Origin of the sequence: Pseudoduganella aquatica (assembly GCF_009857595.1) — a bacterium.
In the GTDB taxonomy this organism is placed as follows: domain Bacteria; phylum Pseudomonadota; class Gammaproteobacteria; order Burkholderiales; family Burkholderiaceae_D; genus Rugamonas; species Rugamonas aquatica_A.
Window position 1 is genome coordinate 21456 of the sequence record NZ_WWCU01000030.1, and the last position, 20398, is coordinate 41853.

Annotated in this window: 19 protein-coding genes; 7 read left to right on the forward strand and 12 right to left on the reverse strand. The window is 65.8% G+C overall.

Annotated features, from left to right (window positions below):
• Positions 1-5: 5 nt before the first annotated feature.
• From GTP77_RS21820 to GTP77_RS21840, 5 genes are all read right to left on the reverse strand, one after another.
• A complete protein-coding gene (locus GTP77_RS21820; protein ID WP_161074261.1) occupies positions 6-662 on the reverse strand; it encodes a DUF6928 family protein in 657 nt (218 codons plus the stop codon).
• Positions 663-1064 carry a nuclear transport factor 2 family protein gene (locus tag GTP77_RS21825; RefSeq protein WP_161074262.1) on the reverse strand — a complete coding sequence of 134 codons (402 nt, stop codon included), beginning with the start codon at positions 1062-1064 and terminating at the stop codon, positions 663-665.
• Between the two features lie 114 nt (positions 1065-1178).
• Complete coding sequence (locus GTP77_RS21830; RefSeq protein ID WP_161074263.1) at positions 1179-1676, reverse strand: YfbM family protein; 498 nt, start codon at positions 1674-1676, stop codon at positions 1179-1181.
• Between the two features lie 84 nt (positions 1677-1760).
• Complete coding sequence (locus GTP77_RS21835; protein WP_161074264.1) at positions 1761-3140, reverse strand: reverse transcriptase family protein; 1380 nt, start codon at positions 3138-3140, stop codon at positions 1761-1763.
• Positions 3141-3361: 221 nt separating this feature from the next.
• Entirely contained in the window at positions 3362-5293 is a 1932-nt protein-coding gene (locus tag GTP77_RS21840; RefSeq protein ID WP_161074265.1) for a CocE/NonD family hydrolase, read from the reverse strand.
• A 167-nt stretch (positions 5294-5460) separates the two neighbouring features.
• Between GTP77_RS21840 and GTP77_RS21845 the strand changes: the two genes are divergently transcribed.
• From GTP77_RS21845 to GTP77_RS21865, 5 genes are all read left to right on the forward strand, one after another.
• Positions 5461-5862: a YXWGXW repeat-containing protein gene (locus GTP77_RS21845; protein ID WP_161074266.1), complete on the forward strand. Its 402-nt coding sequence runs from the start codon at positions 5461-5463 to the stop codon at positions 5860-5862.
• Between the two features lie 215 nt (positions 5863-6077).
• Complete coding sequence (trpS, locus tag GTP77_RS21850; RefSeq protein WP_161074267.1) at positions 6078-7106, forward strand: tryptophan--tRNA ligase; 1029 nt, start codon at positions 6078-6080, stop codon at positions 7104-7106.
• A 13-nt stretch (positions 7107-7119) separates the two neighbouring features.
• Positions 7120-7545: a DUF1294 domain-containing protein gene (locus GTP77_RS21855; RefSeq protein ID WP_371869382.1), complete on the forward strand. Its 426-nt coding sequence runs from the start codon at positions 7120-7122 to the stop codon at positions 7543-7545.
• A gap of 4 nt (positions 7546-7549) precedes the next feature.
• The gene (locus tag GTP77_RS21860; RefSeq protein ID WP_161074268.1) at positions 7550-9100 is read left to right on the forward strand and encodes an ATP-dependent nuclease; all 1551 of its coding nucleotides are present in this window, start codon (positions 7550-7552) and stop codon (positions 9098-9100) included.
• An 83-nt stretch (positions 9101-9183) separates the two neighbouring features.
• Positions 9184-10137, forward strand: coding sequence for a DMT family transporter (locus GTP77_RS21865; protein ID WP_161074269.1), 954 nt, complete (start codon positions 9184-9186; stop codon positions 10135-10137).
• A gap of 5 nt (positions 10138-10142) precedes the next feature.
• On the opposite strand, the gene GTP77_RS21870 is transcribed toward GTP77_RS21865, so the two are convergent.
• From GTP77_RS21870 to GTP77_RS21880, 3 genes are all read right to left on the reverse strand, one after another.
• The gene (locus GTP77_RS21870) at positions 10143-10757 is read right to left on the reverse strand and encodes an LON peptidase substrate-binding domain-containing protein (RefSeq protein ID WP_161074270.1); all 615 of its coding nucleotides are present in this window, start codon (positions 10755-10757) and stop codon (positions 10143-10145) included.
• A 146-nt stretch (positions 10758-10903) separates the two neighbouring features.
• Positions 10904-11197, reverse strand: a complete 294-nt coding sequence (locus tag GTP77_RS21875; RefSeq protein ID WP_161074271.1) for an H-NS histone family protein — start codon at positions 11195-11197, stop codon at positions 10904-10906.
• A gap of 165 nt (positions 11198-11362) precedes the next feature.
• Positions 11363-12511 (reverse strand): PepSY-associated TM helix domain-containing protein, encoded by a 1149-nt coding sequence (locus GTP77_RS21880; RefSeq protein ID WP_161074272.1) that lies wholly within the window; start codon positions 12509-12511, stop codon positions 11363-11365.
• Between the two features lie 133 nt (positions 12512-12644).
• Between GTP77_RS21880 and GTP77_RS21885 the strand changes: the two genes are divergently transcribed.
• Positions 12645-13493 (forward strand): aldo/keto reductase, encoded by an 849-nt coding sequence (locus tag GTP77_RS21885; protein ID WP_161074273.1) that lies wholly within the window; start codon positions 12645-12647, stop codon positions 13491-13493.
• A gap of 11 nt (positions 13494-13504) precedes the next feature.
• Here the strand turns inward: GTP77_RS21885 and GTP77_RS21890 are convergent, their stop codons facing one another.
• From GTP77_RS21890 to GTP77_RS21905, 4 genes are read right to left on the reverse strand one after another with little or no spacing between them, the layout of a single operon-like run.
• Positions 13505-14428, reverse strand: a complete 924-nt coding sequence (locus tag GTP77_RS21890) for a LysR family transcriptional regulator (protein ID WP_161074274.1) — start codon at positions 14426-14428, stop codon at positions 13505-13507.
• Positions 14428-16737 (reverse strand): GAF domain-containing protein, encoded by a 2310-nt coding sequence (locus GTP77_RS21895; protein ID WP_187358798.1) that lies wholly within the window; start codon positions 16735-16737, stop codon positions 14428-14430. Before GTP77_RS21895 ends, GTP77_RS21890 begins: the two co-directional genes overlap by 1 nt.
• Positions 16734-17186: a hypothetical protein gene (locus GTP77_RS21900; protein ID WP_187358799.1), complete on the reverse strand. Its 453-nt coding sequence runs from the start codon at positions 17184-17186 to the stop codon at positions 16734-16736. The genes GTP77_RS21895 and GTP77_RS21900 overlap by 4 nt, the downstream gene beginning before the upstream one ends.
• Before the next feature lie 47 nt (positions 17187-17233).
• Complete coding sequence (locus tag GTP77_RS21905) at positions 17234-19378, reverse strand: TonB-dependent receptor plug domain-containing protein (RefSeq protein ID WP_229202292.1); 2145 nt, start codon at positions 19376-19378, stop codon at positions 17234-17236.
• A gap of 164 nt (positions 19379-19542) precedes the next feature.
• On the opposite strand from GTP77_RS21905, the gene asd reads away from it, so the two are divergent.
• Positions 19543-20388, forward strand: coding sequence for an archaetidylserine decarboxylase (asd, locus tag GTP77_RS21910; RefSeq protein ID WP_161074276.1), 846 nt, complete (start codon positions 19543-19545; stop codon positions 20386-20388).
• Positions 20389-20398 lie beyond the last annotated feature (10 nt).

Consider the following 20398-nt stretch of genomic DNA (forward strand, 5'->3'; position numbering starts at 1 on the left):
GCTGATTACTTTCCGCGCCATCCGAAGCGCCACCAGGATTTTCTTCGTTTGAAGCGCATGAGCGGTATCGATTCCGGCTGCAGATGCGTCGGATCGATCATACCTTCCAGCTGATAACCGAACAGCGACAGCAGCGCGGCCTCGCCCATGTCCAACGGATGAAAGACGAAGGGGTAGTCAGCAGCATCCTCTTCAGAATCGACAGCCGGATGCTCTCCGTCCCAATACGGTGCCTCAAAAGACTGCCTTTCGCCGATATCCTCCAGTACGCCACTATCCGGAGAAAGGCTCAGCGACCGCTGCAATTTTCCGTCTGCCCATACGGCATAGGCAAACCAGTCAACCACGCTATGCATCGCGTGCAGATAAACCCCATGTCCCGGCATCGCCTCAAGAAATTTGGCCGGAAGCCTTGATGGGTAGTCAATGCCGAATTCCTTGGCCGCCACCACAGTCAGTCCCGGAAAACATCCCACGACCAGCACATCATCCGCCGGGCAGGTAGAGGACAAGTCCCCGTCACCTAATGGTTCCAGCCTCTCAGACACGAACAGCCGCTTCGCCAGCGCAATGGTGGCGTCACGGTCCAGCGCAGGACTGCCCATCAATATCTCAACAGGATTCCCTTTGCTGTACACCAGCATCCAGGTCTTCGCCCCCATTCACTCAGCCTTCTTCGGAGGACGGATGCCGGTGTACTGCGCGGACACCAGCTTCCATTTGCCGTCCTTCAGTTGCGCCACATAGCTCGCCCGCATGGCGAAGCTGCGGGCCTGGCCTTCCGCGCCCATGGTGTAGTTGAGCTTTGCCAGCACCACGGCGGTATCGCCCAGCACCCGCACCATCGGCTCGGTGACCGTCAGTTGCGGCGAGGCGCGCTTCTGATCGGGCGCATAGAAGGACAGCATCTTCTCGCGGCTGTCCACTTCGCCCGCAGGCGACACTTCGACATAGTTATCGGCAGTGGTAGCCTGCAGCGTAGCCTGGTTGAAATCCCGCTGCGCCTCGGCATGGCGCTGCACCAGTTCGACCAGCGCGGGATTACCCGCATCAGGTGCGGCCAAGGCACTGCCGGTGCACGCCAGCGCAACGGCCAGACATTGAAAAAGGAAACGCGGTTTGCTCAGGTAGCTTTTCTGCATATACATCCTTGTTCTGATTGAATTAAACGGCGCGGACTAGCTAAGCCACAGTATCGCGCCATGTCCCTTGGCGGCGGTGTCGCGGTAGAAGGTTCGCAGGCTGCGATAGTTTTGCACGATGTAGTCCAGCGCGGCGTCGCCGTCGCTGGCCAGGCTGTCGCTCAGATAGACCTCTGCCGCCACCATGGAATCTGGCGCGTAGCGGGCCGTGAAGGCATCCTCGTCGATGGCGTCCAGCGCCGCCGCCACGCTGCGCACCTGGCCGGGCGCCAGCACGCGGGCCGGCCCCATGCCCATGTCCTCGCCCAGCTCCGTGCCGCCCAGGATGGACCAGCCAGCCGTCGGCGCCGTGTCGACCGCGCTCCCCGTCAGCATGAAGTGGATGCAGTGCCATGCCTTGTCCAGATCCACGAAATCCGCGTCCTCGCCATGACCATCCGGCGGATAAATCACCGCCGCAACATCATCCGGATTGGCCTGCAAGCGGGCCATGGTCACGTCGTCGACACCGGCCAGATAAGCTATCATCCCCATCGTTCTCTCCGTTGAAAAATATGCAAGCAGGATAACAGGCGGCGGCGCACAAAAATGCGCACATTCTCACACTACGCTAAAGGTTCAAGCTGCCCACGCGATTGCGTCCATCAGGCTCTGCAGCCTGCTGGCACGGGCCGCATTCACCATCTTCACGTAGGAGATTCTGCCTGCAAGATAGGCGTGAAAATCCGGACGGCGGTCGCGGTTCTGGGATGCGGGGCCGTGACGCACGCAGTTGGTCAGCGTGGCTTTGAGCTTGTCGTATTCGTCGCGGGCGATGTTGGGGTGGGCGTTCACCACGACGCCCGTCACCTGCTGCCGCGCCCCTGCGCGCATCAGGCGCGTTTTGCGCGTGTTCACGCGGAAGCCTTCTTCCAGGGCGATTGCGGCGACCTGGATGTGGAAGCGGTCCGCAGCCCGCGCAAACGCCGGGCCGCCGGAGAATGCCAGGTCGTCCGCATAGCGGCTGTACGCGCCGCCCAGCGACTCCGCCAGCGCCGCGAGCCGGATGTCGAGACGGTAGGCGCACAGATTGGCCAGCGCGGGCGAGCAAGGGGAACCCTGCGGCAGATGGGGAGACTTCAGCGCCTGGCGCTCGCTCCAGGACAGCGAATCTCCGTCGGGCGTGCTGCGAAAGGCGCCAAGCGGCGTGCGGTTGACGCAGATGCGGGCCAGCGTTCCCGCCGTTTTATACGGATAGCCCAGCTTTTCAAACAGCGCATGGACCCGCGACAGCTGTATGCTTGGGAAGAAGTCCTTCAGGTCCATGCGCACCACCGCGTGCTGCCCAGCATGCTGCGCCGCGTGCGTGACGCAGGAGTGGCCGCGCCGGAAGCCATGCGCGGCCGGGTGCGGCGGCACCAGGTCCAGTATCTCGCGCAGGATTTTCTGCTGGATGCGCCGCAGCCGCGCCTTCGGTATTTCTATCAGCCGCACGCCGCCGCTGCGCTTGGGCACCCAGCGATAGTGGTAGTGCTGGAGCGGCGATTGCCCGTCGCGCGCAAGCCGCCATTGGTCGGCGAACCAGTCCAGCGCCCCCACCGGCTCATTCAGCCAGGCCGCCAGCGCGGCGGCGTTAGCCAGTTCCGGCAGCGCCAATGCGGCAAGCCACTCGGGTTTGGGCGGGCGCACCGGCGGATCGACGCAGTAGCGGCGCACCGCGGGCAGCGCTATCGGCTCCGGCAACGCAAAGTCTTCGGCATCGTCGCCATCCTGGCCATCAGCGCCCGGGCCGCCGCGCCCATGGCCTATGCACTCCAGCAGCAAACCGGCCAGCTCGTGACGGCTGTAGTAATGGAAGTGTTCACCCGTCCGCGCGATGAGTGCCTCGCACACAGCGGACACCCACGGCGGCTCAGCGTCGAATACCCGGTGGCATGCGGCGGTCAGGCTGGCCAGGCTGCCGTCCGTGGCCAGCGCCATATCGGCCAGCGCCAGCACGGTATGTTGTTTGATATTCATGCGCGGCGTAGGGGCGGAGATCCTTCAACGAGTCTCGTGATGCGTGGGCTGTCTTGCGCGGAAGCGCAACGCGGCCCAGGCGGCGAAGTACTGAACAATCAATGTCCCACGGGGTAGCCCCGTAGAGGCTGTCCCTGCACGAGGCAGTGACAGGCCGGCTTGAAGGAGTCCGCCCCGCCCACACAGTAGGGCAATTTTGCACAAAGGTCAACACAACAGCACTAGCGCGCCTCCACCACCGGCAACTCGATCGCGCTGGCCGAACCGGGCGCGTGGTAGATGCGCTGCGTGGCCTTGATATAGTCCGACGGCTGCGCATGGAAGATGTTCGGCACGAAGCGCTGCGGGTTGCGGTCGTACAGCGGGAACCAGCTGGACTGGATCTGCACCATCACGCGGTGGCCCTTCAGGAACACGTGGTTCACGTTCGGCAGCGCGTAGCGGTAGCGCTCCACCTTGTTGGCCGGGATGGCCTCGGCGTGCTCCAGGCTGTTGCGGTAGCGGCCGCGGAAGATGTCCATCGCAATGCCCTGCTGGTAGCCGCCCAGCTCCGGCTGCGACGCCATCTCGTCCGGATACACGTCGATCAGCTTGACCACCCAGTCGGCGTCGGTGCCGCTGGTGGCCGCGTACAGGTTCACCATGGGCTGGCCGGACAGCTGCAGCGGCGCCGCCAGCGGCTCGGTCACATAGGTCAGCACGTCCGGGCGGTCGGACACGAAACGCTGGTCGCTCACCAGCCACGGCTTCCACACGTTCTCGTCGTGCATGCGCACCGGGCGCGGCACGAAGGGCACCGGCTTGGCCGGGTCGGACACGTATTCGTCATAGGCCGCGCCGGCCTTGGGCGCGTCGAAGCCGAGCTTGTAGCCGTCCTGCAGATAGATGGCCTTGGACGCGGCCGGACAGCCGCTGGCGCAGGACTGCGGCCAGGCGCTCAAACGCTGCCAGCGGTTGGTGCCGGTCTGGTAGCTCAGCACCGGCGGCGTGTCGGCCACCGGCGCGCCGTCCTTCAGGTACTGGTTGAAGAAGGGCTGCATCACATTGCGGCGGAACTCCAGCGCGGTGTCGCCGGTGAACTTGATGGCGCCCAGGCTGGAGCCGTCGTAGTTCACGCCGCTGTGCCGCCACGGGCCGATCACCAGGAAGTTCAGCTTGTTGTCCTTGTCCTGCGGCTCCATGGCGGCGTAGGCCGCGTAGGGGCCGTAGATGTCCTCCTGGTCCCACTGCCCCACGATGTGCATGGTCGGCACGCTCAGCTTGCGCGCGCCCACCAGCTTGTCGATGGCCTGGTGCTGCCAGTAGCTGTCGTAGGCCGGGTGCTCGAACAGCTTTTTCGTGTAGGGCAGCTGGTCCAGGCCGAATTTTTTCGCGTAGCCGCCCGCCGAGCCGGCGCGCAGCAGGCCCTCGTAGTCGTCGTAGACGCCGCTGGCCGGCGCCTCGCCGCGCCCCTTGACCGAGGTCTGGCCGCCGATGTACGGCAGGCTGGGCATGCGGAAGGCGCCGTTGTGGAACCAGTCGTCGCCGCGCCAGCCGTCCACCATGGCGCTCATGGGCGCGGCCGCCTTCAGCGCCGGGTGCGGGTCCATCAGCGCCATCATGACGGTGAAGCCCTCGTAGGAGGAACCCACCATGCCCACCTTGCCGTTGGTCTCCGGCACGTTCTTGGTCAGCCACTCGATGGTGTCCCAGGCGTCCGTGGCGTGGTCTATCCTGGTGTTGTTGAGCGGGCCGCTGAGCGGGCGCGTCATCACATACTCGCCCTCGGAGCCGTATTTGCCGCGCACGTCCTGGAACACGCGGATATAGCCCTCGTCGATAAAGGTCTCGTCGCCCTGCGGCAAGGTGGCGCGGATGCTGGGGCTGGCGTTGCGCTGGGCGCGGCGCGCCGCGTTGTACGGCGTGCGGGTCAGCATGATGGGCGCATTCTTCGTGCCCTTGGGCATCACGATCACCGTGTACAGCTTCACGCCGTCGCGCATGGGCACCATCACCACTTTTTTCACATAGTCCGCATTGTCTGCCGGGGCGGCCAGGCTGGCCGGGATATCGGGCGCCATCGGCGGCGTTTGCGCCAGCGCGGACGAGATGAGCAGGGTCAGCGCGGCCAGGGCCGGCAGCTTCAGGGCGGTGCGGGTATGCGATGTGCGCATGGGTAAAGTCTCCGTGTTGTGCTGCGGGCCATGGTAGACAACTGCTTGCCATCACGCAATGCCGCGTTTGTAACGCAAGTTTGCACGGCTATGCGCGGCGCCGCACAGAAGCCAGGGCAGAGCCGGCTTACAGTAGAGCCACAACCAACAGAACGAGGAGTGCCATCATGAAAAAACTGCTGATCGCCGCCGCCATGGCCGCCACGCTGGGCGGCGCCGCCGCCCCGTCCTTCGCCGATGTGGTCGTGGTGCGCACCGCGCCGCCGCCGCCGCGCCATGAAGTGGTGCCGCACGCCCGCCACGGCTACACCTGGGTGGCCGGCCACTGGGACTGGAACGGCCGCCGCAACGTCTGGATCAAGGGCACCTGGGTGCGCGACCGCAACGGCTACGTCTACCGTCCCACCGCCTGGGAACAGCGCGACGGCCGCTGGGTCGTCGAGCGCGGCGGCTGGCAGCGTGGCGACCGCGACCATGACGGCGTGCCCAACCGCGTCGACCGCGACCGCGACGGCGACGGCGTGCCCAACCGCCGCGACGACAGTCCCAACAATCCAAACCGCCATTAAGCGGCCCCCGCCGCCGCCCACCTTGACAGGGCGGCGGCAAACTGCAACCATACGGGCATGAAATTTTTCCAACCACATCGCACCTGCCTGAATTGGTGGCCCCGCTGACCTAGCGCGGCCACTGCACAGTGATGTGAGTACTTAGACAACGCCGCCTTCGCAGGGTGGCGTTTTTCTTGGCGCATCGTGCGGGGGCAACAGCCCGAGGAAGCCGTATGAACCAGCCCGCAACGCCCGCCACCGCCACCCCGTCCGTGATCCTGACCGGCGACCGCCCCACCGGTCCGCTGCACCTGGGCCACTACGTGGGCAGCTTGCGCAACCGCGTGACCTACCAGCACGACTACCAGCAGTTCATCATGCTGGCCGACTCCCAGGCCCTGACCGACAACATGGAAGACACCGGCAAGGTGCACCGCAACGTGGTCGAAGTGGCGCTGGACTACCTGGCAGTGGGCATCGACCCGGCCAAGTCCACCATTTTGATCCAGTCGCAAATCCCCGAGCTGGCCGAGCTGACCTTCTACTACCTGAACATGGTCACCGTGGCGCGCCTGGAGCGCAACCCGACCGTCAAGCAGGAAATCGTGCTGCGCGGCTTCGAGCGCGACATCCCGGCCGGCTTCCTGACCTACCCGGCCAGCCAGGCCGCCGACATCTCGGCCTTCAAGGCCACCCTGGTGCCGGTGGGCGAGGACCAGATCCCGATGATCGAGCAGACCAACGAGATCGTGCGCAAGTTCAACCGCCTGGCCAACCGCGACATCCTGGTCGAGTGCAAGGCCCTGGTGCCGGAAATCGGCCGCCTGCCCGGCATCGACGGCAAGGCCAAGATGAGCAAATCGCTGGGCAACACCATCAACCTGGGCGCCTCCGCCGAGGAAATCACCGCCGCCGTGAAAAAGGTCTACACCGACCCGCTGCACCTGCGCGTGCAGGACCCCGGCCACCTGGAAGGCAACGTCGCCTTCATCTACCTGGACGCCTTCGACCCGGAAAAAGCGGCGCTGGAAGAAATGAAAGCGCATTATGTGCGCGGCGGCCTGGGCGACAGCGTGGTCAAGAAGCGCCTGGAAGTGGTGCTGCAGGAGATGCTGGCCCCGATCCGCGCCCGCCGCGAGGAGTTCGCCAAGGACAAGGGCCAGGTCATGCAGATCCTCAAGGAAGGCACGGCCAAGGCGCGCGAAGTGGCCGCCAGGACCGCAGACGAAGTCAAGGCCGCCTTGGGCCTGAGCTACTTCTAAGCTCCGGCGCCGCGTGACACCGCCCGCCCCGCGCAGGACCCGGCCCGCCAAGGCCCGGCCCCAGCCCCGGGGGCAGGGCCTTGGCGGGCCGCCGCACGCTGCGGGCGCCGCCGCCTATCTCGCCATCGGCGTCCTCGCCCTGCTCTACCTGGCCGCCATCCTGCTGTGGCGCCTGCCCGCCTGGCCGGCCCTGCTGTACGGGGGCGCCAGCGCGGTCTGCTTCATCTTCTACGCCATCGACAAGGCCGCCGCCAGGGCGGGCCGCCGGCGCACGCCGGAAAGCACGCTGCTGCTGCTCGGCCTGTGCTGCGGCTGGCCCGGCGCCGTCCTGGCCCAGCAATGGCTGCGCCACAAGTCCAGCAAGACCTCCTTCCAGCTGGCCTTCTGGGCCACCGTGGCCGCCAACCTGGCCGCCTTCTGCTGGCTGGCCCAACGCTGAATCCATGGACAACGCGCTCGCCGGCAAATTCATCCGCCTGCTCGAATACCGGGCCATCCGCAAGCTGGGGCTGACCCGGGACGGCCTGCAAACCCGCCGCCTGCATCCGAAAACCATCAATATCTTTGCCGGCCCCAACGGCGCCGGCAAATCCACGCTGCTCGACGCCATCGCCATTGCCGGCCACCCCGCGAAAATGGCCAGCCTGCGGCGCAACCAGCCGCCCACCGGCGTGGATGCCCGCATCCGCCTGATCTTCGCCAACCAGTCCGAGCTGTCGTTGGACCTGCGCTACAACTCGCAGGTCGCCCAGAACGCCGACTTCGCCGCCTCCTACGCCGTGCTGGGCGTGTACACCAGGAACGAGGCGGAACCCTGGCGCGGCCCGCGCAAGGTCGGCCAGGACATCGCCCGCGGCGCCGACCTCCAGCCCTTCGCGGACCGCCTGGCCGACTCCCGGGTGCAGGTGTGCGACATCGGCCCGGCCGGGGCCGCGCAGCTCGCCGGCGCCGACATTGCCGCCGAACTGCAGCGCCTGAGCGGCGAACTCACCGGCCTGCACGCGTCCAGGCCCATCGGCCACGGCCCGGACGGCTACGTGCTCGCCTTCGCGGACGACCCCGCCGCCCTCAACACCGTGCAAGCCGAGCACATGCCCTCCGGCTGGATGCACCTGGCCGGCCTGCTGGCGCAGCTGCGCCGGGCGCCGGAAGGCAGCATCTGCCTGATCGAAGAGCCGGAAACCCATCTGCACGCCTCGCTGCAGCGCACCCTGGCCCGCTGCATGGGCGAGATCGCGTCGCAGCGCACCCTGCAGCTGTTCATGTCCACCCACTCCAGCGTGCTGCTCAACGACAAGCTCTGGCCCGCCGGCACCGCCTTCTTCAGCGTGGACGGCGACGTCGCGCGCGAAACCGCGCTCGGCAGCGCCATGCTGGACCTGCTGGGCGTAAAAGGCAGCGACCTGCTGCAATCGAACGGCGTGCTCTGGGTCGAAGGGCCGTCCGACCGCCTGTACTTCAACGCCCTGCTGGCCGAACTGCAACTGCAGCAGTACGGCGCCCTCCGCTACCGCGAGAACGTGCACTACAGCTTCAGCCTGTTCGGCGGCGCCTGCATCAGCCACTTCGGCGCCGCCGCCGAGGCCGACGTGGACGGCCTGATCAACGTCATCCGCATCAACCGCAACGCCGCCATCGCCATCGACCGCGACGCCGACTTCGGCATGGACGGCTACGGCAGCCTCTACCCCGTCAACGGCGCCGGCCGCACCAAGCAGCGCCTGCTGGCGGAAATCTACCGCGACGGCCAGGGCGGCAACGCCGCTTACCTGGGCGACCGCTACACCATCGAGTGCTATCTGCCGTCCGCCCTGGCGCACAAATACCTGGACCCCGCGTCCGGCTACAGCAAGGTGCGCAGCGGCGTCACCAAAGTCTGGCTGGCGCGCCACGCGGTGGACACGCCCGGCCTGATGGCGCGCATGCTGGCCGCGCACGGCGACCTGCGGCAAGGCATGCAGCGCCTGCTGAATGCCATCGCCGCCTGGAACTAGGCGCCGGCGCCATGCAAGGCGCGCTTCCCGCGCCGCCCCATGCTGTGCGACACTGTCGCCCTTGCAACAAGGAATACTTAACGATGTGGAATGGTGTACTGTGCGGCCTGCTGGCCGGGGCCATGTGGGGCATGGTGTTTATCGTGCCGGAATTGCTGTCGGCCTTCTCGCCGGTGGAGATGGCGGTGGGCCGCTACGTCGCCTACGGTGCCATCGCGCTGGGGCTGATGCTGCCGCGCCTGGGCTCGCTGTACGCGCGCCTGGACCGCGCCGACTACGCGGCGCTGGTGCGCCATGCGCTGTCGGGCAACATCGTCTACTACATGCTGCTGGCGCTCGGCGTGAAGCTGGCCGGCGTGGCCCCCACCTCCTTGATTATCGGCGTGCTGCCGATCTCGGTCACCCTGATGGGCCGCAAGGACCACGGCGCCCTGCCGCTGCGCCAGCTGGCGCTGCCGCTGCTGGTGGCCGCGGCCGGCATCGCCTGCATCAATGTGGACGTGTTCCTGCACGCCGGCTCGGCCGGCCACCCGGTCTGGCAGACCCTGCTGGGCGTGCTGTGCGCCGCAGGCGCGCTGCTGTGCTGGAGCTGGTACACGCTGGACAACGCGCGCTATCTGAAGCGCAACCCGCACTTCAGCAGCGCGGAATGGTCGGCCCTGTACGGCCTCTCGAGCGGCCTGATCGCGCTGCTGATCGGCCTGGCCGCGCTGGCGGTGTGGCATGGCGACGTGCTGGGCGCGGCCGGCCAGGCCAGCGGACGCGACTGGCTCGTGTTCTGGATCACCAACACCCTGCTGGCCCTGGGCGCCTCGGTGATCGGCAACCACTTGTGGAATATCGCCAGCCGGCGCGTGCCCGTCACGCTGTCCGGCCAGCTGATCCTGTTCGAGACCCTGTTCGCCCTGCTGTACGGCTTTATCTACAAGCAGCAGTGGCCGCGTCCGCTGGAAACGGCCGCCATCGTGCTGCTGGCGGCGGGCGTGATGTGGTCGGTGCGCGTGCACGCGCTGGAGGACGAGGTCACCCCGCCCTGACGGTCCTAGTCCAGCAGGCCGCTTTCGCACAGCACGTCCTGCACCAGCTCCAGGCGCAGCACCGGATTCTGCTCGGCCATCAGCAGCTGCTTGCGGTTGGGCGTCATGCGCAGCAGTTCGCACCAGCGGTTGGCCACCCAGCCGGAGTCGTCCAGCTTGTAGGGCGGCAGCAGCGGCATCTGGGTCGACGGCAACTGGCGTTTTTGCAGCGAACGGATCACCGCCGCCAGCGCGTCGGCCACGTTCTTCTGCTCCTCGGGCACCGGCACGTCCAGGTCCGGCGCCAGCATCTCCACCTCCCCCATCCACAAGCCGTGCTTGAGCTGGGAAGCGGACTGGATGCGGAAGCGCTGGGTGCCGACGCAGGTCAGCTTCAGCAGGCCCGACAGCGGAGAGGTCCAGTCCACAATGCGCGCCATGGTGCCCACCTCGGTCAGTTCCTCGTGCTGCTCGGGGCGCTGGATTTCGCTGCCTGAAGCCAGCGCCACCACGCCGAACTCCTCGGAGCGGGCAATGCACTTCTTGATCAGGTCGAGATAGCGGACTTCGAATACCTGCAGGGGCAAGTGTCCGTCAGGAAAGAGTACTGTATTAAGCGGAAATAACGGTATCGAAGGCATCCCGCCATGATCGCACAATAAGGTCATGCCGCCGAGCAAATTCCAGTGCCTGCGGCGGAACGTGCGGGCGGTGTGGCGCAGGCCCTACGCCCAAATGAAAATATCCGGACTGGCCGGATATTTTTTTGCAACGAATTCGCTGGTGTTTATTTAATCAGGAACTCTTCTTTGCTTTTACCTTCCAGCCATTTCGGTGCGCGGCCACGGCCGGTCCAGCTTTGGCCGGTGGCTGGGTCGCGGTATTTCATAGGAACAGGAGCGCGTGGCTTGCTCACTTTTGCAGGTTTGGCCGTACCAGCCAGATCAGCCAGCGACAGACCATGCTCGCGCATGATGGCGGCGATTTTTTCTTTAGCCGAATTCAGTTCCTCGCGGCGAACGGATTCCGCCAGATTTTGCAGTTCAGCGATTTTTGCCTGGTATTCCTGATAAGTGGTCATGACTCAACTCTTCCTTGATGGTTGATAAGAGACTCCCCCAAAAACGCAGCCCCTGGTGAACACGGTGACATTTCGTGAGAATTCAAGACCGCAATTTACCACAAGAGCGCAGGGATATTCTAGTTAAATGTGAAACTCCCCGCAAACTTGTATCGTCCAAACTAATTATTTTTTGCGCCGCAGTCGCCAGGTAGTAATACCGGTAATAAAGAACAGGGCCGGCAGCAAGCCCGCCAGCGCCAACAGCCATTTGACGGCGGTGCCGCCCAACTGGCCCGAATGCAGGGGAAACAGCGCGGCCAGGAAACGGTCGCCGGCCTTGCCGGATAATGGATCGATGGCTTCCAGGACTTTACCGCTGCGCATATCGATGTAAATACGCAGCGTGCCGGTGCGCTGCCAGTCATCGGCGCGCACCAGGCGTGCAATGTATAGACCTTTATCGGGCTGGCGGGAAATACCGGCCATGGTGGCGCCGCCCTGCAAATACGGCGCGGCTATTGCCTGCGCTTCGCCCCAGCTAATAGCACTTTCGTCTTTTTTCAGCGCCGGCCTGGCGATACTGCGGCGTTCCGCGCCCACATCGGCAATCCGCGCCACCATGCCTCCCACTACTTCCGGCAAACCGTTGTAAAAACCCGTCAGCGCCAGCAGCAACAAAGGCAGCGCCGCCAGCAAACCGATGGAACGGTGCAAATCATAATGGCTGCGGTAAGCAGATTGATTCAATTTAATCCGCAAGGCGCGCCGCCACTGGCGTTTAAGCGGCCATGCCAGATAAAGCCCGACCGCCAGCAGCAGCGCGATGGCCGCGCCGATATAACCCTGGGCCAGGCGGCCCGATTTACCCTGGAACATATTCAAATGCCAGGTCTGCACCATCGGCATCCAATATTGCGCCCCCAGGCCGATGGCGGACCGGTCGCGGCTGCCCAGCAGCGCGCCGGTGCACGCGTCCAGCATGGCCTCGCCCGTTTCCATGCCCGGCGCCTTGAACGTCACGCGCAGGCTGCCGCCCTCGTGGCGCGGCAGGAACACGCCGCCCACTTTGGCCTTGGTCCACTGCGCCTGCACGGCTTGCGCGGCCGCGTCCACGCCCAGCGGCGCGGCGCACGCGGTAGCGCTATGGAACAGGTGGGGATTCAGGGCTGCGTCGATATCATGCTCGAAGACCAGCAAGGCGCCGCTCAAGCCCATCAGCACGAACAGCAGGCCCAGCGTCAGCCCTGCCCAGCGGTGCAGCCAGACCAGGGCGGGCTTGAAGGAAATGCGGCGTTGCGCTGATACGGGTGTTGCTGCTGCGGTGAGGGACATAATCTGGCGCGATGATACGGAAGGGTGCATCATAGCATTAGAATGAGAATGGGTCTCAATTACAAATTACATACACACTTCGCGGAATGGCGACTGATGCCATAATGGAAAGATTCACAATCTGGAGCTGCAAATGAAGAATGTGGTTTTATTGTCCGGCAAGGCCGTTCCCGCTTTAGGCCAGGGCACCTGGAATATGGGCGAAGACCCCACCTATCGCGCGCACGAGGTGGCGGCGCTGCAACTGGGCATGGACCTGGGCATGACGCTGATCGACACGGCAGAAATGTATGCCGACGGCGCCAGCGAGGAAGTGGTTGGCGAGGCCATCGCCGGGCGGCGCGAGCTGGCCTTTTTGGTGAGCAAGGTCTACCCGCACAACGCCACCCGGGCCGGCGTGGTGGCGGCCTGCGAGCGCAGCCTGAAGCGGCTGAAGGTGGAGCAGATCGACCTCTACCTGCTGCACTGGCGCGGCTCGGTGCCGCTGGAGGAAACGCTGGCCGGCTTCGCGGCCCTGCGCGAGGCGGGCAAGATAGGCGCATACGGCGTCAGCAATTTCGACCTGGCCGATATGCGCGAGGCGCGCGCCCTGCCCGGCGGCGCCGATATCGCCGTCAACCAGGTGCTGTACAACCTCGCCAAGCGCGGCATCGAATGGGATCTGCTGCCCTGGTCGCAGCAGCAGCAAGTGCCGCTGATGGCGTATTCGCCGCTGGAATCGAACCCGCACGAGCAGCGCGCCATGCTGGAGAACCGCAGCTTGCAAACCGTGGCGCGCCGCCACGGCGCAACGCCGGCGCAGATCGCGCTGGCCTGGCTGCTGCGCCAGGACGGCGTGATCGTCATCCCCAAGGCCGCCAATCCGGACCATATCCGCCAGAACCGCGCCGCGCTCGACATCGCCCTCAGCCCGGAGGACCTGGCCGACCTGGACCAGGGTTATCCCCTTCCCCGCCGCAACAGCCCGCTGGCCATGCGCTAAGCGCCGGCCGGCTAAATCGCCGGGCAGCCGCCGGATTTGTATTTGCAGTGGCGGGCCACGACGGCGCGGATAATGCTGACCAGCTGGCAGGCGGCCGGCCCCGGCCGCTCCGTGTTGGCGATAATCAGCGACAGCGACAGCTTGCGCTTCTGCCCCACGCGCAGCCGCAGCGGCTGCAGCAGGCCGGAGGCGAGCTGGCTCTGGATCTTGTGCGTGGCCATCCACGCGAAGCCCAGGCCGGCGCACACCATCTCGGTGCGGGTGGCCGGGCTGGTGACCGTCCAGCGCTGCGCCGTGTTGAGCCAGCCGAAATCGCGCGTGGACGCCACGCCGCCGTCGCGCACGACGATGTGCAGATGGCGCTCCAGGTCGTCCTCGTTCAGGTCGCGGCCCAGGCCGTGCAACGGGTGGCTGGGATGGGCCACGGCCAGGAATTCGATGTCCAGAAGCGCGTCGCCGAGGAAGCCACTGGGCACATAGTTGGCGATCACCACGTCGGCGCGCTTTTCGCGCAGCACGTCGTCCGAGGCCGACAAGATGGTTTCCTCCAGGTTCACCCGCGTATGCCGCGCCAGCGGCTCGAACTCCTGCAGGATCTGGATCAGCAGCTCGCTGGGAAACAGGCTGTCGACCGCGAAGCGCAGCTCGGACTCCCAGCCCTCGTTCAGGCTGGCGGCCAGTTCCTCCAGCTGGAAGGCGTCGTCCAGCAGTTCGCGCGCCTTGCGCAGCAGGGTTTCGCCGTTGCGCGTGAGCTTGGCGCGCCGGCCGTCGATTTCCAGCAGCTCGATGCCCAGCTGCTCCTGCAGCTTGGCCACCATATAGCTGACCGAGGACTGGCTGCGGTGCAGCGCCTCGGCCGCCTGCGCATAGCCGCCGCACTCCACGATGGCCTGCAGCACCCGCCACTGCTCCAGCGTACTGCGCGGGATTTTCATTATTTGCTTTGCATGATGTAGGTGCCGTCCCAGTCGTCCGGCGGCGGCTCGGCGGCCAGGCGCTGGCAGCGCTCCACATACATGGCGGCGGCCTTGTCGCCCGGGTTCAGCGCCAGCACTTCCTCGAACAGCTTGCGCGCCGCCGCCCATTTGCGCTGGCGGTAGTTGATCAGGCCGTTGCGGAACAAGCCCATGGCGTCGATCAGGTTGGGATAGCTGTCCTCGCTGTGGTAGTCCAGCACCTCGTAGACCGAGACCGGCTTGGTCTTGCCCTGCACCACCACGCAGTCCAGCTCGCGCATGCGATACGTGCCGCGCAGCGCGCGGTAGGTGAACTCGCTGATCAGGATGTGCGCGCCGTACTGTTTGCAGGCCGACTCCAGCCGCGCGGCCAGGTTCACGCCGTCGCCGATAATGGTGTAGTCCATGCGCTTCTTGGAGCCGATATTGCCCGACACCACCTGGTCCGTGTTCAGGCCGATGCCGATATCCACCGCCAGCTTGCCGTCGCGCACGCGCAGCTGGTTCCAGGCGCGCAGCTCGCGCATCATGGCGATGGCGGTGCGCACCGCGCGGTCCGGGTCGTCCTCGTGCGCCACGGGGATGCCGAAGGCGGCCATGATGGCGTCGCCGATGAATTTGTCCAGCATGCCTTCTTCGCGCTGGATGCAGTCCACCATCATGGTGAAGTACTCGTTGAGCAGCGCCACCGTGCCCTGCGCGCCCAGCTGCTCGGTAATGGTGGTGAAGCTACGCACGTCCGAGAACAGCACCGTGGCGTTGACGTTTTTCCCGCCCAGCATTTCGGCGCCGTTGGCCACCATCTGGTCCGCGATGCCGGGGTCCATATAGCGCGACATGGTGGCCTTGAGCCGCTTTTCGCTGGAGATATCCTCCAGCATCAGCATCCAGCCGATGCGTTTTTTCTCCACCGACAGCAGCGGCTGCAAGTTGAAGTTGACCGAGATGGTGTCCTCGCCCACCATCAGCGGCGCGTCCATCAAATGGCCGGCGACCTGGTTTTCCTCCACCAGGCGCAGCTTGTCCAGCACCCAGGCGTTGGCGCCGCCGAAGAACTCGGCCGCCGGCCGGCCCAGCAGCTCGGCGGGCGAGGCGCGCAGGATGCGCAGGCCGGCCGCGTTGCAGGTGACGATCTTCTCCTGCCCGTCCAGCGTGATCACGCCGCTGGACATGGATTCCAGCATGGCCTCGTTGTAGTTCTTCATCTGCTGCACGTCGGCAAACAGCTTGGCGTTTTCCAGCGCGATGGAAATCTGCGCCGTGAAGGCGCGCAGGCGCGACTCGTCCTCGGCGCTGAAGGGGCCGCCGCGCTTGTTGAGCACCTGCGTCACGCCTATGGTCTTGCCGTGCTTGTTGACGATGGGTACGCACAGGATGGAGCGCGTGAAGAAGCCGGTGCGCTTGTCGAAAGCCGGGTTGAAGCGCAGGTCGGCGTAGGCGTAGGGGATGTTGATGGTCTTGCCGGAGCTGAACACCGCGCCCGCGATGCCGGCCGTGTTGGGCAGGCGTATCTGCATCGACTCCAGGCCCTGGCCCACTTCGGACCACAGCTCGCCGGTCTTTTCGTCGTTCAGGAACAAGGTGGAGCGCTCGGCGCTGAGCAGGCGCGTGGCCTCGCCCATTACGCGCTGCAGCAGCGAGCCGAGCTTGATGTCGGCCGTCACCTCGGACACCACGTCGATGAATTCCATCTCCTGGCGCCGCACCTTCTTCATGCTCTCCAGGAAGCGCGCGCTTTGCAGCGCCAGGGTGCCCTGCGTGGTGAGCGCCGCCAGCAACTCCAGGTCCTTGGGTGTGAAGTGGCCACGCTGCTTGTTCAGCGTCTGCGACACGCCGATGATCTCGCCCTTGAACGTGCGGATGGGCACGCACAGGATGTTGCGGGTGACAAAGCCGGTCTGCTCGTCGATGGCGCGGTTGAAGCGCGGATCGGCGTAGGCGTCGGCGATCACCAGCGGCTCGCCGGTGGTGAACACATGGCCGGCAATGCCGGACGTGTTCAGGAAGCGGATTTCGCGCTGGGTCTCGCCCTGGGCCACGCGCGAGAACAGCTCGTTGGTTTCCGGGTCGTTCAGGAACAGCGTGCCGCGCTCGGCGTCCAGCTCCTCGGTGGTCACTTCCACCAGCGCGGTCAGGATTTCGTCCAGCGTGTCGTAGGCGGCCATGCGGCGCGACACTTCCAGCAGCAACTCGGCCATGCGCAGGCGCGACTGGGCGCCGGCCGCGGCGCGCAGGCTGGCGGCCGGCTTGGCATCCGTCCTGCCACCGCCCTTGGTCATATCATTCATGCGGCGTGGCTTTCCAGGGCAAGGCGCAGGGCGCGTATGGTGTCGTGCAGCTGCTGCACCTCGGCGCGCTGGGCGCTGATCTGCTGCTGGTTCAGGCTGGCGTACTCGGCGTGCACGCGCTCCAGCTCCTCGCGCAGCACGGTCACGGTGTCACGCAGCTGCGCGATTTCGGCAATGGCGCTCGTGAGCGCGGCCTTGACGGCGATGTCGCGCTCGCCATGCGCCTGCTCCAGCGCGTCGCGCAGCGACATCACGGTGGCGCGGATCTGCTGGGTTTCGTTGTGGGCCGCGGCAAGCGCGTCCTGCACCTGGCGCTGGCGGTCGTGCTGGGCCTGCTCCAGCTCGGCGCGCAGCACGACGACGGTGCGCTGCAGGTCGCGCACTTCGGACTGGGCCAGGCTCAGGGCGTCCGGCTCGGCAAAGATGGTGTTGGTCGCGCGTTGGGTCATACCTTTATCATACCACCCGCTCTTGCGGCGGAGAACTGCCCCGCGTCTTACAATTTCCACTCCAGGCCGGCGCGGAACTGGGCCGCGCCCGGCGCCAGCGAGTTGCGGCGCAGGCTGCCGGCGGCGTCGCTGTAGGTGTTTTCCTCCAGGTAGTCCTCCGCCAGCGCGCTGACGACGGACAGCCGCAGCGCGTGTTTGGGCGTGAATTTGTGCAGCCAGTACATTTCCAGGTCGCGCTTGACGGTGACGAAGCTGCTTTGGGCGGCGCTGATGCGCATCACGCCGCCGCGCTTGAAGACGAAGCTGGCGCCGGCGCTTTCCATCGTGTCGGCCGATTTGTAGTCGAAGCCCAGCGTGGCCGACAGCGGCAGCTGCTGGTTCAGGCGGTTGTACGGCCCCGGCACCGCGTCCACCCGCGACCAGTTGCGGCTGACGCTGGCGCGCAGGTCCAGCGCCTGCGCCGTCCGCATCAGCGCCTTGAGCGGAACCTTGGCCTCCAGCTCCACGCCGCGCGCCACCGCGCTGCCGTCGTTGATGCTGGTCTGCACCCAGCGGCCGTTCTCCAGCAGCAGCGTCTGGCGCGTGTAGTCGGTGATGCGGCGCGCAAAGCCGCTTGCACTCAGCAAGGCGGTGTCGGCCCAGTAGTGCTCGTAGGACAGGTCCAGGCCCAGCGCCAGCTCAGGCTTCAGGCCGGGATTGCCCCGGAAATCGGGGGTGGTCTGGCTGTTGTTATTGGCCAGGAAGCGGCGCGGTATCAGCTGCGTGGTGGCCGGCGCCTTGTAGGTGCGGGTGAGCGCCAGGCGCAGCTGGTCCTTGGTGTCGGGAATTTTCCACAGCGCCTGGAACAACGGGCTGAACACGCTGCTGCGGTTGCGCACCGGGGCGAAGCCGGTGCCCTCGCTGCCGGTCTCCAGTCCCTCCCAGCGCAGCCCTGCGTAGACGGACAGGCGCGGCGTAGCGGCCCATTCGTCCTGCAGGAACAGCGCCAGGCGCCGCACGTCGGCGTCGAAGTCCTCATCCATATTGGCCGGCCGCTTGCCCGCCAGCGCCACTTCGCGCTGGCCACGGAAGTCCGCGCGGCGGCTGTCGGCCCCGTCCCAGCCCATGGACAGGGCGTGGCCGTCGGCCAGCGGCATGGCGTACTTGCCGGTGACAGTGTAGCCGTGCTCCCTGGACAGGATATCGACGCGGCGGTCCAGCCCCGGCACGCCGTGGCTGGCGCCGGTCTGGCGCGTGGCGTTGCTGTTGCGGTTGGCGTTCAGGCCCAGCTTGGTGTCCAGCTTGCCGCCGCCGGCCAGCTTGTGCACCCAGTTCAGGTCGGTGCGGTAGAAGTCATTCCGGGCGCGGACAAGGTTGGCCGTGCCGTCGAAGTCCTGCGGCGGGCCGAACACGGTGGCGATGTCCACGGTGGCCACCACGCGGTAGCGGTTGGTGGCGAGAAAGGACTGCGAGGTCAGCGTGTCGCCGTTGGCCAGGTTCCAGTTCAGGCGCGGCGCCAGGTTGATGTACTCCATCCGGCCCACCTCGTTGGAATCGGCGTCGCGCAGCAGGCTGGCGCGGCCCTGCGCGTCGCCTCCGTGGTCCTGGATCAGCTTAAGCCAGTGGAAGTTCAGGCGGTTGGCCGACAGCACGGTGGAATAGGAAAAATTGCCGTCGCGGTCGGACAGGGTGTAGACCCCGTTGCCCTGCGAGAAATCCTTGCCCTTCCCCGCCAGCGCCTTGATCTCCCGCTGCGCCGTCCGCACCGCTTTCCTCAGCACGATGTTGATGGTGCCCGCAATGGCCTGGGTGCTGAACTCGGCGCTCGCGGCGCGCATGATCTCCACCCGTTCGATGGCGTCCGGCGACAACTGGTCCACGGAGAAGCCCGCCGGGGCGCGCTCGCCGTTGAGCAGGATCTGCGTGTAGCCGTTGCCCAAGCCGCGCAGGCGGATGTCGGTGCTGCCGCGCCCGCCCGCCACGGTCACGCCCGGAAGGCGCTTGAGCACATCGGCGATATTGCTGTCGCCGTAGCGCAGGATTTCCTCGCTGTTGACGATGATTTTGCTGGCCGTATCGTCGCGCCGCGCGTCGTACTCCGCGCCGGAGGCCCTCACCTCCACTTTCTGTATATCCTTGCCTTCCTTGGACGCTTCTGCGGCGCACGCGCTCCACGCGGCAGCCACCGCAGCGGCAGCGAGCGTGAGTTTCATTGCAGTATGAAAGCGAGGCATGGCGACGGCGTAAGTTTGCAAAAAAGACTACATTTTCTCATAATTGCTTGTTGTTGGGAAATATTTTGCATCGCCGATTTTCTCCCCAGGGCGCGGCGCACCGTTATAATGCGTATTCGTCTATATTGATAGGTGTGATAACTGTGTCCGACCGTCTTGCCGTACTCCCGCAATACCTGCTGCCCAAGGGCGCGCTGACCAATTTCGCGGGCCGCGTGGCCGGCGCGAAGGGCGGCGCCATGACTACCCGTTTGATACGCTGGTTTGTCGGCCGCTATGACGTGAACATGGCCGAAGCGGCCAATCCGGACATCGCCAGCTACCACTCCTTCAACGAGTTCTTCACGCGCGCGCTGCGCCCCGGTGCGCGTCCGCTGGCGGACTCTGATTTCATCTGCCCGGTGGACGGCCGCATCAGCCAGTTCGGCGCCATCGAGGACGACCAGATTTTCCAGGCCAAGGGCCACAAGTTCAGCACCACCGCGCTGGTGGGCGGCGACAAGGAACTGGCCGCGCAATTCCAGCACGGCAGCTTCGCCAACCTCTACCTGAGCCCGCGCGACTACCACCGCATCCACATGCCCTGCGACGGCAAGCTCACGCGCATGATCTACGTGCCGGGCGAGCTGTTCTCGGTCAACCCGACCACCGCGCGCGGCATCCCCGGCCTGTTCGCCCGCAACGAGCGCGTGGTGTGCGTGTTCGACACCGCCAGCGGCCCCTTCGTCATGACGCTGGTGGGCGCCACCATCGTCGGCAGCATGGCCACCGTGTGGCACGGCGTGGTCAACCCGCCGCGCCACAGCAGCGTTCAGGAATGGACCTATGCCGACCAGAACATCGTGCTGAAAAAAGGCGACGAACTGGGCCGCTTCCTGCTGGGCTCGACCGTCGTGATGCTCTTCCCCAAGGACAAGCTGCACTTCAACGACAGCTGGCAGCCGGCCGGGCCGGTGCGGCTGGGCGAAACGATGGCCAACCTTAAATAAGACTGTTGAA